At 71.9% G+C, this 13,657-nt stretch carries 12 protein-coding genes; 2 read left to right on the plus strand and 10 right to left on the minus strand.

Annotated features, from left to right (window positions below; all coding sequences use genetic code 11):
* Entirely contained in the window at nucleotides 1-1,938 is a 1,938-nt protein-coding gene (locus OV427_RS12195) for a tetratricopeptide repeat protein (protein ID WP_267856254.1), read from the plus strand.
* A 3-nt stretch (nucleotides 1,939-1,941) separates the two neighbouring features.
* Here the strand turns inward: OV427_RS12195 and OV427_RS12200 are convergent, their stop codons facing one another.
* From OV427_RS12200 to OV427_RS12210, 3 genes are all read right to left on the minus strand, one after another.
* On the minus strand, nucleotides 1,942-2,790 hold the full coding sequence (locus OV427_RS12200; protein WP_267856255.1) for an EamA family transporter: 849 nt from the start codon (nucleotides 2,788-2,790) through the stop codon (nucleotides 1,942-1,944).
* Between the two features lie 292 nt (nucleotides 2,791-3,082).
* A complete protein-coding gene (locus tag OV427_RS12205) occupies nucleotides 3,083-3,919 on the minus strand; it encodes a hypothetical protein (RefSeq protein WP_267856256.1) in 837 nt (278 codons plus the stop codon).
* Between the two features lie 140 nt (nucleotides 3,920-4,059).
* Complete coding sequence (locus OV427_RS12210) at nucleotides 4,060-5,697, minus strand: hypothetical protein (RefSeq protein ID WP_267856257.1); 1,638 nt, start codon at nucleotides 5,695-5,697, stop codon at nucleotides 4,060-4,062.
* A 311-nt stretch (nucleotides 5,698-6,008) separates the two neighbouring features.
* Here OV427_RS12210 and OV427_RS12215 point away from each other — a divergent pair, with 311 nt between their 5' ends.
* Complete coding sequence (locus OV427_RS12215; RefSeq protein WP_267856258.1) at nucleotides 6,009-6,890, plus strand: fatty acid desaturase family protein; 882 nt, start codon at nucleotides 6,009-6,011, stop codon at nucleotides 6,888-6,890.
* Nucleotide 6,891: 1 nt separating this feature from the next.
* Here the strand turns inward: OV427_RS12215 and OV427_RS12220 are convergent, their stop codons facing one another.
* From OV427_RS12220 to nosZ, 7 genes are all read right to left on the minus strand, one after another.
* Nucleotides 6,892-7,374, minus strand: coding sequence for a hemerythrin domain-containing protein (locus tag OV427_RS12220; RefSeq protein ID WP_267856259.1), 483 nt, complete (start codon nucleotides 7,372-7,374; stop codon nucleotides 6,892-6,894).
* An 88-nt stretch (nucleotides 7,375-7,462) separates the two neighbouring features.
* Nucleotides 7,463-8,116, minus strand: coding sequence for a hypothetical protein (locus OV427_RS12225; RefSeq protein WP_267856260.1), 654 nt, complete (start codon nucleotides 8,114-8,116; stop codon nucleotides 7,463-7,465).
* Complete coding sequence (locus OV427_RS12230) at nucleotides 8,113-8,955, minus strand: ABC transporter permease (RefSeq protein WP_267856261.1); 843 nt, start codon at nucleotides 8,953-8,955, stop codon at nucleotides 8,113-8,115. The genes OV427_RS12225 and OV427_RS12230 overlap by 4 nt, the downstream gene beginning before the upstream one ends.
* Nucleotides 8,952-9,419 (minus strand): hypothetical protein, encoded by a 468-nt coding sequence (locus OV427_RS12235; RefSeq protein ID WP_267856262.1) that lies wholly within the window; start codon nucleotides 9,417-9,419, stop codon nucleotides 8,952-8,954. The genes OV427_RS12230 and OV427_RS12235 overlap by 4 nt, the downstream gene beginning before the upstream one ends.
* Nucleotides 9,406-10,284 (minus strand): ABC transporter ATP-binding protein, encoded by an 879-nt coding sequence (locus OV427_RS12240; RefSeq protein WP_267856263.1) that lies wholly within the window; start codon nucleotides 10,282-10,284, stop codon nucleotides 9,406-9,408. The genes OV427_RS12235 and OV427_RS12240 overlap by 14 nt, the downstream gene beginning before the upstream one ends.
* Nucleotides 10,274-11,608, minus strand: a complete 1,335-nt coding sequence (gene nosD, locus OV427_RS12245) for a nitrous oxide reductase family maturation protein NosD (protein ID WP_267856264.1) — start codon at nucleotides 11,606-11,608, stop codon at nucleotides 10,274-10,276. The genes OV427_RS12240 and nosD overlap by 11 nt, the downstream gene beginning before the upstream one ends.
* A 71-nt stretch (nucleotides 11,609-11,679) precedes the next feature.
* On the minus strand, nucleotides 11,680-13,653 hold the full coding sequence (gene nosZ / locus OV427_RS12250; protein ID WP_267856265.1) for a Sec-dependent nitrous-oxide reductase: 1,974 nt from the start codon (nucleotides 13,651-13,653) through the stop codon (nucleotides 11,680-11,682).
* Nucleotides 13,654-13,657 lie beyond the last annotated feature (4 nt).

Here is a 13,657-nt window from a genome sequence, read left to right on the forward strand (position 1 = left end):
ATGTCGACGACCGCCGGCTTCCTCGTCCTCCAGCTGCTGACCGCGCAGGCCGCTGCTCCCAGCCCGGACGCGGCGGCCCTCGAGCGCGCCGCCGCCGTGGAGAGCGCGCGCCTGGAGCAGTCTCCCGAGGACGCGGACGCGCTCTACCGGTTGGGCACGGCCTTCCTCGCGCTCAACAAGCCGAAGAAGGCGGTGGAGCCGCTGACGAAGCTGGTGGAGCTGGAGCCGGACCTCGTGCCCCCCAAGCTCGCGCTGGCCCGCGCGCTGCGCCTGTCGGGTGACGCGGAGAAGGCGCGCACGGTGCTGGACACGTCCATCGCCGCCTTCCCGGAGGACTCCACGCTGCGCGCGGAGCGGGGCCTCTTGGCACGCGTGCTGGACGAGTCGGACGTGGCCATCAGCCAGTACTCGGTGGCCTCGGAATTGTCCCCGCAGGACGCGGAGCTGCGCTTCAACCTGGGCGAGGCCCTGCAGCGCGCCGGCCGCACCGACGACGCGATTGAGGCCTACCGCGAGGCGCTGAAGCTGGACGGCAAGCTCAACGTCGCCCGCGTCAACCTGGGCAAGGCGCTGGCGGAGAAGGGCCTCAACGGGGAGGCCAAGGAGACGCTGCGCGAGGCCACCCGCGAGAAGCCAGACGACGCGGAGGCGCACTACAACCTGGGCGTCATCCTCATGCGGGAGAACGACCTGGCCGGCGCCATCGCCGAGTACCAGAGCACGCTCGCCGCGGAGCCGAAGCACGCACGCGCGCACAACAACCTGGGCGTCGCGGTGAACGAGATGGGCGACCCGCGCAAGGCCACCGAGTCCTTCCTCAAGGCCATCGCCGCGGACCCGAAGTACGCCGAGGCGCACTTCAACCTGGGGCTCGCGTACTTCCAGCTCGGCGACAACGTGCGCGCCACCAAGTCCTTCGAGAAGGCGCTGGTGCTGGAGCCGCGCCGTGCCAGCGGGCCATACACGCAGCTGGGCCACCTGTACCTCGCGCAGGGCAAGAAGAAGCAGGCGGTGGTGGCCTTCCAGAAGGCGATTGAGAAGAGCACCGAGGACGGGAAGAAGACGCCGGAGGCGTACCAGGGCCTGGCGCGGGCGTACCTCGGGCTGGGCAAGGCCGACGAGGCGGTGGCCACGCTGAAGACGGCGGTGGAGGCCTTCCCCAAGGACGCGAGCGCCCGGGCGGCGTACGGCGACGCGCTCAAGGCGAAGGGCGATTTGGACGGCGCCATTGCCCAGTACGAGGCGGGCGTGGAGCTGTCGCCCACCGTGGAGTACCGGCTGGCGCTGGCGGACGCGTACGCGAAGAAGCGGGTGAGCGCGAAGGCGAAGCCGCTGTACGAGGCGCTGCTGAAGGAAGAGCCGGGCAACCGCGTGGCGCAGCTGGCGCTGGCGGATCTGCTGATGGCGATGGGCGACTACGTCACGGCGGAGGGCCTGCTCAAGCCGAAGGAGGGCGAGGAGCCCGACACGGCGGCGCTGGCGCGGCTGGGCATCGTCCACTCGCGGCGCGGGCGGCCGGACCTGGCGGTGACGGAGCTGGAGGCGGTGGTGGCGAAGGACCCGGCGCAGCTGGAGGCGCGGGCCGAGCTGGGCTTCCTCTACCTGCGCGGCGGCGACGGCGCGAAGGCGAAGAAGGTGCTGACGGCCGTGCTGGCGGTGGAGCCGCGCAACGCGCTGGGGCTGCTGTACCTGGGCCACGCGCTGTACCAGCAGGGCAACACGAAGGACGCGGAGAAGTCCTTCCGCGGCGCCACGCAGGTGGACCCCAACTTCGCCGAGCCCTACAACGCCCTGGGGCAGTTGCTGGAGACCGCGAAGCGCACGGACGAGGCGAAGCAGGCCTACGAGACGGCGCTGAAGCTGCAGCCGGACCACGAGGACGCGAAGGCCGCCCTCAAGCGGATGACGACGGCAGCGGCGGCGGCACCAGCGCCGTAGCACTCAGCCCGGCACGCCCAGCAGCACCGCGCCCACGGCGACGAGCCCCGCGCCCGCGAGCTGCCTCTGCTCCAGCCGTTCGCCCTGGAGCGCGGCGAGCCCCAGCGCGAAGGCGATGGAGGTGTTGCGCAGCGTCAGCACCACGCCCGCGCCGCTGCTTCCCAGCGCGGACAGCAGGAGCGCGAAGGACAGCGTACAGACGATGCCGGTGAAGACGACGAGCCCGGGACGCACCACCGCCTCCCGTTTGAGCGTGGCCCAGCCGAGCTTCCGCACCCGCTCCAGGACGAGCACCGGCAGCGCGACGAGGAGCCCCGTCGCGAACAGGGCCGGCGGCTGCGCGCCCTCGCCGAGCGCCAGCTTGTAGCTCAGGTGGTAGCCGGCGATGCACACCGCCGCCAGCACCGCCCACGCCACGCCCGTGGCCGCGAGGCCTTTGGGACGGGACAGGTTCATCACCACCAACCCCACCCCCAGCAGCGCGGCGCCGGACACCCTCCACGCGGACACAGCCTCGCCCAGCCACAGCACGGACACCGGCCAGACGAGCAACATGGCGCCGCCGCGCGACACCGTGTACGCGAGCCCCAGCGGCGCCTGCTTCAGCGCCCGGGAGAGTGCAGCCAGGTAGATGCTCTCGCAGGCCCCCGCGCCCAGCGCCCATGCGAGGCCGCGCACCGTGGGGAACGCCTCCCCCCGCATCCCCAGCGTCCACAGCCCGCCGCCCACCACCGCGACGGTGATGACGCTCACCACGCCCACCTCGGGATTCGGGTGCCGCTTGAGCAGCGCGTTCCACGAGGCATGGAGGAAGGCGGACGACAGCACCAGCACCAGCGCGACGGTCTCCAACGCGGCTCCTCCACGACGACGGAGGCCCGTGTCTAACCCGGATGTCTCGCGCGCGCAGGCTCCTCGCGACACCGCGAGCGCGAGGCCCGGCTGTGCTCCCGGATGCGGGCCGGGAGTGTGCTGTTCGGAAATGTCGGGGAGTTTGCGCGTCGGCGGTCTCAACCGGTGAACGCACCAGTCGGGATGCACGGCATAGCGGCGTGCATCCGGGGAGGTGTCCGGTGCAGAGGCGAGGCTCATCTCCTGCAGCGGGCCGATGGCCTCCGTCTCATCGAGCCGCGGTTGCTCCCGCTCAAGGCGACGGTTCGCCCGTGTTGGCGTCCTCCCCCATCATGAGCGCGGGGGACAGCGCGGGGCCGTCCGGCACGGGGCGCGGCCCGGCGGTGGGCACGCGTCCGAAGGCGTAGCGCTCCTCTGCGTGGGCACCGAAGGACGTGCCCTCGGCATGTGCCACCAGGACCAGGTCTTCCGTGGGCGGCGCTCCCGTGCCGAAGGTGACGACATACGCGACGGTGCGGACATCCCCTCCCGTGCCTGAAGGCACGGTGAAGTCCTCGGGCCCCTCGAGGAGCGCCGCCTCGCGCGGCAGCAATATGCGCACGGCCACCGGAGCCCCGAAGCCCATCCGCCGCTCCACCTCCGCGACGAGCCGCACGCGCCCGGCGGAAGACTCCACCACCGTCCAGCCCACCCGCATCGGCGCGGGGATGCGGGCGGTGAGCCCGGACAGCGGGGCACCGTGGGCGTGCGCCTCGGCGTGGTCGTCCGGGGCGACTGCATCTGGCGGCGGGACTTCCTCCCCGGCGCCTTCCCTCCACACGGCGTCGTGCCTCGCCCTCGCCTCCACGTGAGCCGCCTTCCGCTCGCTTCGAGCGACAGAGGAGACCTCGGCCACGGCGGCTGCCACCGGCTTCGAGGCCGTGGGTCGCGTCACCTCTGGAGTGGCTCGTGCCTCGGCATCCACGCGAGTCCGGGCCTTGTCCCTCTGGGAGAAGGGCGGCGGCGGCTCGGGCCGTTTCCGCGCCTTGCCCCGGACGCGCTCCACACCGGACGCCACTCCGGCGGACAGCGCTCCCGCGAGCGCCAGGGCGAGCACCACGCCCGCGATTCTCCGTCGCGTCAGGAGCACGTGAGGACCTCCAGCAGAGGACGCGGACGCAGCGGCGTTGTTCGCATCAGGAGCAGCACGAGACCTCACACGGGCGCAGCGGGGTGCGTCGCATCAGGAGCAGCACGAGACCTCACACGGGAAACACGGATGCATCACGCTCACCGGCACAGGGGCGCATGACTGGGGTATGGGAATGCCACGGCGGGCTCGGTGGCCAGGTCCATCACCGAGCGGGGGAAGCCGCGGCACATCAGCGCGTCCAGGAAGTCCGCGAGGCACGGCGCGGAATCGTCCGTCTCCTCCACGTCCACCATCTTCCCGTCCTCCATCCGCCAGCGGTGCCGCAGATAGCCCCGCGCCCACGGCGAGGCCTTCATCGCGGGTGCGGCGAGCGCCTCGTACAGTGGCTGCCGTGACGCCGTACCTCCCGCGAGCCTGTAGAGGATGGCGGCCACCTCGTTCTCGTCGATGCGCTGGAGCAGGCCGTCCCCGGGCTTCGGCCGCGTCCAGGTGCCCGTCGCGGGCGCGCGGGTCGCCAGGTCCACCCAGAACATCGTCCCACCCTGCCGGTCGTAGTAGCGCGAGCTGTTGCGTGTGTCCGAGCTGAACCACGTGGCCCAGCCCTCGCTCCACGCCTGCCCGGGGAAGGTGGGCACGCCGATGAAGTGGGGACCGCCCTCCTCCGGGCTGCTGCCGTGGCTGGCCATCACCCAGTGCCCCAATTCGTGAAGCACCATGGCCTCGGACCACCAAGCCGCGTCCGCATCGCCGGGCAGCCACACCTGGGCCTCCCATCTGCGCCCCGCCGCCGTCACCGGCCGGGGCGCGAAGCAGGCGCCGCAGGACCACGTGGTGCCGAAGCCGAGCCACGCCACCACGGGCAGGCCCGGGCTCCCATAGCGCTCCCGCGCGCGGAGCCACGCCAGGCGCAGCGAGTCGAACACCGCCGCGGCTCCCGAGCCATCCGACTCGTGGATGCTGAACACCGGTCGCTCCACCAGCGCCTGCGTGGAGCGAGACCAGCTCCAGATGCGCGCCGACGCGCCCGGCACCGCGGGCACGCGCTGCGCCCCGGACAGCGCGGGGTCCGCCACCGCGTAGTCCACCGTGACGGGACTGCCCCGCCCGGCCGCGTAGACGACGATGCGGTCCTGCGACTGCACCCCGGACGGCACGCGCACGGTGAAGTGCCCGTCGAAGTCCGCCACCTCCAGGTCCACCACCGTCTCACCCCGGTAGGACGCAATGAGGAAGCCGCCCGCCGGCACCCACTCCGCCTCCGGCGTCCAGTCGTGGAACGTGGCGTCGGGCCGGCGGCGCGCGTAGCGCACGGTGCCGCTCAGCGTGTTCCCCGGCGCGCCACACCAACCCCGGCGCCCCGCCTCCACGCAGCCCGCCGCGCACTCCCGCGAGCGCCAGCGCCCGTCCGCGCACGTCTCCAGCCCGCCGGACGCCGCGCACCGCGTGACGCCATCCACGCACGCCATGCCTTCCACGCAGCGGGCTCCGGCCTCCTCCTCCACGCACGCAGCTCCCACGGAGCAGTCCTCGCGCAGGAGCCTGCCCAGCAGGCACCGCTCCACCACGCGGGTCCCCATGCACCGGCCGCCCTCGGGCAGGGATGAGCAGTCGGTGGTGGCGCGCAGCGCCTCTTCCGGCGCATCGGCGCACGCCTGCTCAAGGCACGCGGCGTCATCCTCCGCGCACGAGGCCTCGCACGGCTCACCGCCCTGCCCCGGCCCGCAGGCCAGCATGAGCAGCACCAGGACCCAGGACGCCCGCCAATCGAAACGCAACGCCGTGGAACCTCCAACCCCGCCAATCCCCGTCAGGGCTCGCGCAGGACAGCACGCGCCGCGCGCCGGGCGGCAGGACCGGGGAGCCCACGGCTCTCCTGCCCGCTCGCTGCCGCCCCTCGGTGATGTCCTGCAACCGACACGCGACGGCCCCTGACGCCTGCCCGCCTGCTCTTCGCATCCCACGTTCGCGATGCGACGTGGGCGCCCCGGGTCAATGTCTGCCAGCGGGTAGCCGGGGACCCGTGGACTCGCGCTTCCGCCCTGTGTTGTTAGAGTCGGCAATTGATACGCCGTCAGGGAGGGGGCACATGACCAGGACCGACACACAGGCCTCGCGGGTGGACCCGCGGTTGGACCTCCCGAGCCTGGGCGTCCATGCGCTCTGGGCCGTGTGGCTGGTGACGACGGCCGTGCTCTGGAGCGGACTGGCCATGCCGGCGCGCGTGGGCGCCATGGTGCTCGGCTGGGCGGTGATGTTCTGGAACTACGCCGTGCTGCACAACCACATGCACGTGCCCATCGCGAAGCCCCGGGCGCTCAAGTGGGTGGTGTCGCGCACGCTGGGGCTGGCGTGTGGCTTTGCGTATCGCGGCTACTACCTCCACCACTTCAATCACCACCGCTTCAACGACGGCGACGGGGACTGGGGGCGGCGCCACCCGGGTGAGGGCGCGCTGCGCTACTGCGTGCGCTGGGCGCTGACGCCGTGGTTCTGGCCCTTCGACGCGGTGACCAGGGTGTGGGGCGCGTGCAAGACGCGCGGGCAGAAGGTGGAGTTGCTCATCGACTTCGCGGTGGTGGACGGCACGCTGCTGGCGCTGACGCTGTGGCAGCCGTCGCTCGGCCTGTCGCTGCTGGGCACGCTCATCTTCACGCAGACGTGCATCCACTACCTCAACCTCGCGGCGCACCTGGGCGCGGATGCACGGGAGCGCTCGCGGCTGGCGGTGACGTCCACGTCGCCCTTCTACAACCGCTGGTTCTTCAACGCCGGCTACCACCAGGCGCACCACCTGAAGCCGCAGACACCGTGGCGCGCGCTGCCCGAGGTGACGGAGGGACTGGAGCGCCAGGGACAGCTCCCCGCCGAGCTCCAGACGGACGTGTCGCCCATCAGCCCCGCCTGGGCCGCCCAGGTGGTCAGCAGCGTGGGCGCCGAGCCCCAGGCCACGCCCGGAGCGAGCACGTAGCCTACGGCGCCACCCGCGCGGTGAAGGCCGCGAGCAACTCACGCCGCTCCGCCTCGTCCGTCACGCTGTCGAGCGCCGGGAAGAAGTACGTCTCCTCCCGCAGCTCGTGGTGATGCGAGAGGTGCTTGAACGTGGTCTCCGCGTCCAGCAGCCGCAGCACGGCGCGCTTGAAGCCCGCGGACTCCGGCTCCAGGGCGCGCAGCTCCGCTCGGAAGCGCGCGAGGAACTCCAGCAGGCGCTGGTGCTCCCCGGTGAAGAGCTCCGGCGAGGCGCCCCGGATGCGGCCGGCCCGCGAGAAGACGGGCAGCAGCAGCGCTTCCTCGGCTTCGAGGTGCCGGCGCAGCGCCGCCTCGTAGCCGTCGAGCCGCTCCGCCGCCAGAGCCACGTCGGAGTCGAGCAGCGCGTCCTGGTGCTGGAGGAAGCGCTCCTCCAGCTCACGATGGAGGGAGGCCAGGCTGGCGAAGTCGGAGAACGGCGGAGTCACGGTGGAAGACCTTCGCCGGTGTCCCCCGGGCGCGCAACCCTCGCGGGCTCCAGCCTCCTCCGCCGGGCACTCCGCGTCCGACGCGCGCTCACGCCTGGAGGAACAGCAGGGACGCGGACAAGCGGGACGCGCGCAGCCGGCCCACGAACAGGTGCCACACCGTGAGGGCGACCACGCCCGTGGCGAAGAGGCCGAGGTACAGGCTGCCCAGGCCCGGGTAGCTCGCCGTCGTGAAGTTGGCGATCTGCTTCGTCCCCAGCAGCGCGGGCATGAAGGGCTCCACCTTCACGGGGGCCGTCGGCGAGAGGTCATGCCCGAAGACGTAGAGCTTGTACGCGAAGCGCCCCAGCCCGAAGAGGGACACGTAGGCGGTGAGGACCGTCAGGTCCAGCAGCGAGCGCACGCTGCCGAGCGCCGCCACGCGCAGGGCCAGCAGCGCCAGCGCGCCCACGGCGAAGGGGAGCCAGTCCAGGTCGGACAGCGCCGCGCGGTCGATGGCGTGCATGCCGATGTAGTGGTTGAGCGTGTTGATTTCCTGGATGTGCTGCCCGTCCCCGCCCCCCTCCAGCTTGTAGGACCAGATCTGCATGGACAGGCCCTCCGGGTACTGCGGGGCGCTCAGGTCGATTCGCCACAGCGGCGCCGTGAAGGTGAGCAGCAGGGGGACGACGAGCAGCGCCAGCACCAGGCGGGCCCGGTCGAAGAGGGGCTTGTCGAGGAAGGCATGGAACTTCGGTGTCATACGAGGTCACTCCTCTGGAAACGGCGCAGCGCATGGGCCCAGGCCCCGAGCCCCACCGCCACGGGCCAGAGCGTCCCCACCGCGAAGAGCCCGGCACTCCCCAGCCGGTTCGCGAGGAAGAAGCCCACGGGGCCGAGCACCGCCAGGTCCGGCGTCACGCCCGACAACAGCGCCATGCGCGCCGCCTGCACCGGGTTGAGGGAGGCCAGCAGGAACACCGTGCGCGGGTCCAGCCGCCACTGGAGCATCAGCCCCACCAGCCCGAAGTCGATGAGCGCCACACCCAGGGCCCACAGCGTGAGCAGCCAGATCATCGCCCGCGCCGGGCTACGCACCAGCGTGCTCACGGCGATTCCCAGTCCCACGAAGGCCAGCAGCAGCGCGGCGCTCACCGCCACCGCCCGCAGCAGGAAGCCCCACGGCACCTCCTGCCCGAAGGCGAGCCAGCCCAGCAGCGCCATGCCCGGCATCAGCACCGCCAGCGGCACCACCAGCGCCGCGTAGCGCACCGCGCTCACCGCGACGAAGAAAGCCCCCCGGCGCACGGGCAGGCTGAAGAGCAACTCCAGCGTGCCGTCCTCGCGCGCGCGGTTCACCACCTGCCCCGTCGCGGTGAGCGCCAGCAGCGGCAGCAGCAGCACCAGCGCGTGACAGAAGGACAGCAGCACCCGCCCCATGCCGGAGAAGCCCAGCAGCGAGGACTCCCGCAGCCCCACCAGCACGAAGGCCCCGGCCAGCAGCGCATACACCGCGCCGCAGAACACCATCCACCGCGAGCGCAGCACCTCCGCCACGTCCAGGCGCGCCACCGCGGCCACCTCCCGGAGGAGCGACGTCATGGCGTGCCCTCCCGCGCGTCCCGCTCACGGCGCAGCCCCGCGAGCACGTCGGCTGGCGCGCGCGCTCCGGGCACCCCCGCCTCCACCGCGCCCACGCCGTAGCCCATGGGCGTGGGGCCCACCGGCACGAAGGCCACCCCTCCGCCCGGAATCCACCGGTCCTCGCGCACGTGGTGGAACCACGCCGCGTGGACCCGGGGGTGCTCCTCGGCCTCGTAGCGCAGCAGACAGCCCGGGTCGTCGAAGTGGAGCACCCGCCCGTCCTGAAGCTGGAGCTGGGCGGCGAAGGCGGGCTCGCCCACGTGCATGCGGCAGTGCGCGCACGCCTCGCGGTCCCACGCCACCGGCGCCGGCCCCTCGGGCAGCCGCTCCGTCCACGACACCGCGAGCGCAAGCCCGCCCACCATTCCCAACACCACCCCGACACGCGGCAGCCACCGCCAGGGGTGCCTAGTCGCCGCCATGGGACACCTCCACCGTTTCCACGTCGCTCACGCGCAAGTCACTCATCCCGCGCCCCAGCGCGTGTGCCAGCTCGGGCACCAGCTCCCGCTTCTCCGCCTGCGACAGCGTGCGCACCCACCAGCCGCGCAGCCCCGCGCGGAAGCCCCGCGCCTGGAGCCAGCCGGCGGCCTCCACCGAGCCGGTGGCCACCTCCACCACCGCCAGCCCCCGGCCCGCGAGCAAGTCCTCCGCCGGCCCGTCGTACGTGACGCGCCCCTCGTCCAGGGACACCACGTGGCTGGCCAGGTGCCTCAGCTCCTCCAGCCGGTGCGAGCACAGCACGAGCGTCCTTCTCGAGGCCCGCTCCTCGCACAGCTCGAAGAAGCGCTCGCGCGCCCTCGCGTCGAGGCTGGCCGTGGGCTCGTCCATCACCAGCAGGCTCGCGTCCGACGCGAGCGCGACGGCGATGAGGAGCTTCTGCTTCATCCCCCCCGACAGCGCGCGGAAGGGCCGGCCCCGCAGCGCGTCCACGTCCAGCTCCAGCCGCGCGGCGAGCCGGACGATGGCCTCCCGGGCCAGCCCCCGCGTCCGCGCCACCAGGGCCACCACGTCCTCCACCGGCGCGCCCAGCTGCGGCGCCACCTGCGGCACGTAGGCCAGCCGGCGCGCCACCTCCAGCCGGTCCTCATAGGGTGAGCGCCCGTCGAGCCGCACCTCGCCCTCGCACTCCACCAGCCCCAGCAGCGAGCGCAGCAGCGTGGACTTCCCGCTGCCGTTGGGGCCGATGAGGGCCACCCACCGCCCGGAGGGCACCGACAGGTCGATGCCCTTGAGCACCTCCGCGCCACCGAAGCGCTTGCGCACCGCCTTCAGCTCAATCCGCATGGCCGGCCTCCAGTGACAGGGGCGCCATGCGCGGCGCCGCGTCCCGCAGCACCGGCTTCGGCGCGAAGAGGGGCAACAGCTCCCCCGCGGCGCGCACCAGCGACAGCGTGGGCGAACCCCGGAAGAAGGCGAGGTCCGGGTAGCGGGCCACCAGGTCGCCGGACAGGCTGCGCAGCTCGTAGGGCACGTCCCCCACACCGTCGGCGTCCCAGTCGTAGCCCGCGTAGTCGTCGAAGTCGTTGCCGCGCCACTCCACCTCCAGCGCGTCCCCGCCGCCCTCCACCTGCACCGGCGCGGCGTTGTCTCGGAAGCTGTTGCCGCGGAAGGCATTGCGCCGCTCACTGCCGTGGAACACCACGCCCACGTCCCCCAGGCGGAAGTGGTTGCCCTCGAAGACGTTGGCGTCCCCGTCCTGCAGCGGCGACGTGTCCAGGTACAGGCCCACCGTGTTGTGCACCAGCAGGTTGCCCACCGCGGTGACGTTGCCACTCTCCTTCAGGCCCAGGCCCATGCCGGCCGCGCCGGTGCCCCCCGCGAGCACGTTGCGCCGCAGCACGATTCCGCGGCTGTACATGACGAAGATGCCCACCTCGTTGCCGGCGTAGTGGTTGTCCTCCACCATGTTGTCGTGGCTGTACATGAAGTGGGTGCCGTAGCGCCCGCCGATGACGGTGTTGCGGCGCACGGTGTTGTGGCTGGAGTACCAGACCACCACGTCGCGCCCGGCCTCCACGAGGTTGTCTTCGACGAGCGAGCGCTGCGTCTCCCACAGCCGGATGGCGTCCCCGCGCATGCCCAGCGCCGGCCCGCCCGAGCCCACCACGTGGTTGCCGCGCACGGCGACGCCCTCCGTACGCTCCACCAGGATGCCGAACACCGCGTTGCGCACGGTGATGCCCTCCACCCGCGCACCGCGCCCGCGCACGTGCACGGCGGCGTCCAGCGTGTCGAACCGGCCGCCGCTGCCGTCCACGGTGAGCCCCAGCAGCCGCGCGCCCTCCCCCTCCAGCCGCACCGTGGTGCCCTCGCCGGAGGAGCGCACCACCGCCTCGCGGGGCCCCCACAGCGTGACGCCCGCAGGCAGGCGCAGCGGGCCCCGGTACGTCCCGGGCGCCAGGCAGAGCGCCTCGCCCGCGCGCGCGCCCTCCAGCAGGGACTTCACGTCGGCCCCTGCCTCCGCGGGCCGGCAGTCCGGTGGACGCGCGGGCGCGGCGGGGACGGAGCCCTGCCGCGACACCTGCGTGGAAGCGGGCCGCGCGCAGCCGGCGAGGACGAGCCCCGCGGCGAGCACGGCACCGGCGCTGCTGTGGAAGAGGAAGGGCATGGCGTGGGAGACGGAAGAAGAAGGTGTCCGGGGCGGGCGGGAGACGGACCCGCCCCGGACACCGGGGGCCCTCACTTCGGCTCGACGAGGAAGTAGCCCGCCATCTCGAGGTGCAGCGCCGAGCAGAACTCCGTGCAGTACATGGGGTACACGCCCGGCCTGTCGGCCACGAAGGTGACGTTGGCGTGCTTGCCCGGCTCCAGGCTCAGGTGGATGTTCTGCGAGCCGATGGTGAAGCCGTGCGTGGCGTCCTTCGCCTGCTCGATGTTCGTGATGTGCAGGTGGACGGTGTCCCCCTCCTTCACGCGGACGATGTCCGGCGTGAAGTGGCTGCGCACCGCCGTCATGTAGACGTGGACGCCGTCCTCCCTGCGCTCCACGCGCTCCTTGCCGCCCTCCACCGCGTGGTCGTCCTTCTGGTGCGTCAGCGCGTTGATGCCCGCGGGCTTGTAGATGTCGAGCGGCTTGATTTTGTCCGCCTTGATCATCTGCGCGTAGTGCGGCTCGCCCAGCGGGATGGGGCTGTCGTAGAGCAGCTGCATCTTCTGCCCGGTGGTGTCCACGAGCTGGAAGTTCTGCGGCAGCAACGGGCCCACGGGCGCGAAGCGGTCGATGGCCCACTTGTTCATCGCCACCAGGAACCTCCCGTCCGGAGAGACGGTGTCCCCTTCGGCGGCCGCGAGGTGGCCGATGTTGTAGTGCGTGGGAAGCTTGTCCACGAGCTTCAGGTCCTTGAGCGACCACTTCGCGACCTTCGACTCGATGAAGACGGACGTGTACGCGTAGCCCTCGTTGTCGAACTGCGTGTGCAGGGGCCCCAGGCCGATTTCGCACTGGCCGCGGATGGCGTCCTGGAACGGGAGGATGGGCACGCCGTACGGGTCCTTCCCCACCACCGTCGCGGCGGAGATGAGGGCCTTTATCTTCTCGATGCTGAAGACGGTGGCGTGCGTGTCCAGCTTGCCGCCGACGATGATGTCCTTCCCGTCCGGCGTGACGTCCACGCCGTGCGGGCTCTTGGGCTCGGGCACGAAGTGGAGCAGCCCCTCCGCCACCACCGTCTCCAGGGGAATGACGCGCATGCCGGCAATCGTCCGCGTCTTGCCCGCCTTCACCACCGCCTCCGCCTTCCGCCAGGGAATGACGTGGAGGTAGTCCATGTCGTTCTGCGACACGCCGGACTCCAGCGGCGGGTTGCCCTCCATGTTTCCGCCGTAGGCGCGCTCGGTGTTGATGGAGTTGATGAAGATGTAGCCATCACTGGCCAGCTTCCCCGCGTCCGCCAGGTCCTGCATGTACGGCGGCAGCTCCATGGCCCACGAGTCCTCGGGGACGATGCGGCCCTTCGCGCGGTCGAACTTCCAGAAGATGACCGCGCCCCGGTACTCGTCGTTGAAGCGCTTCACGTCCGCGTACCGGCCGCCCAGCGGCGTGGGGTACTGGCTCGTCTCGATGACGTAGTCGGTGTCGGGGGTGACGAAGGTGGAGCCGTGCTCGCTCTCGATGAGCTCGCTGGCGACAATCTGCGTGGTGGCGAAGTCCTTGAGGGACACCACGGCGATGCGCGGGTTGGCCTTGTCGTTGACGAAGATGTACTGGCCGTCGTAGTCGCCCGCCGACTCGGAGAGCGCCGGGTGGTGCATGTCACCCCAGGTGAGCATCTTCCCGTCGCGGCTGCCCTGCTTCAGCAGCGCGTTCGTCTGGTCGCCGTAGCCGTAGCCCTGCCACGGCTCGGGCGTGAAGACGCCGATGTACTTGAGGATGCGCATGCTCGGCACCCCCATGACGATGAGGTTGCCGCCGTGTCCGCCCGAGGCGAACAGGTAGTATTCGTCGTGCTTGCCCGAGGGCGTGTACGTCTTCAGCGCGGCCACCACGTCCGCCTCGGACAGCCCGCGCTTCTCCATCATGTCCCGCAGCCCGGTGCTGCCCAGGCTCGCGGAGGCCGTCCCCGGCGGGCTCGCGCCGCCGCCGTTGGAGCCGTTGCATGCCAGGGCCAGCAGCGCCGCGGCTCCGCACCTCCACTTCGCTCTCCAGGTCTTCATGGCC

Origin of the sequence: Pyxidicoccus sp. MSG2, assembly GCF_026626705.1 — a bacterium.
Classification (GTDB): Bacteria; Myxococcota; Myxococcia; order Myxococcales; family Myxococcaceae; genus Myxococcus.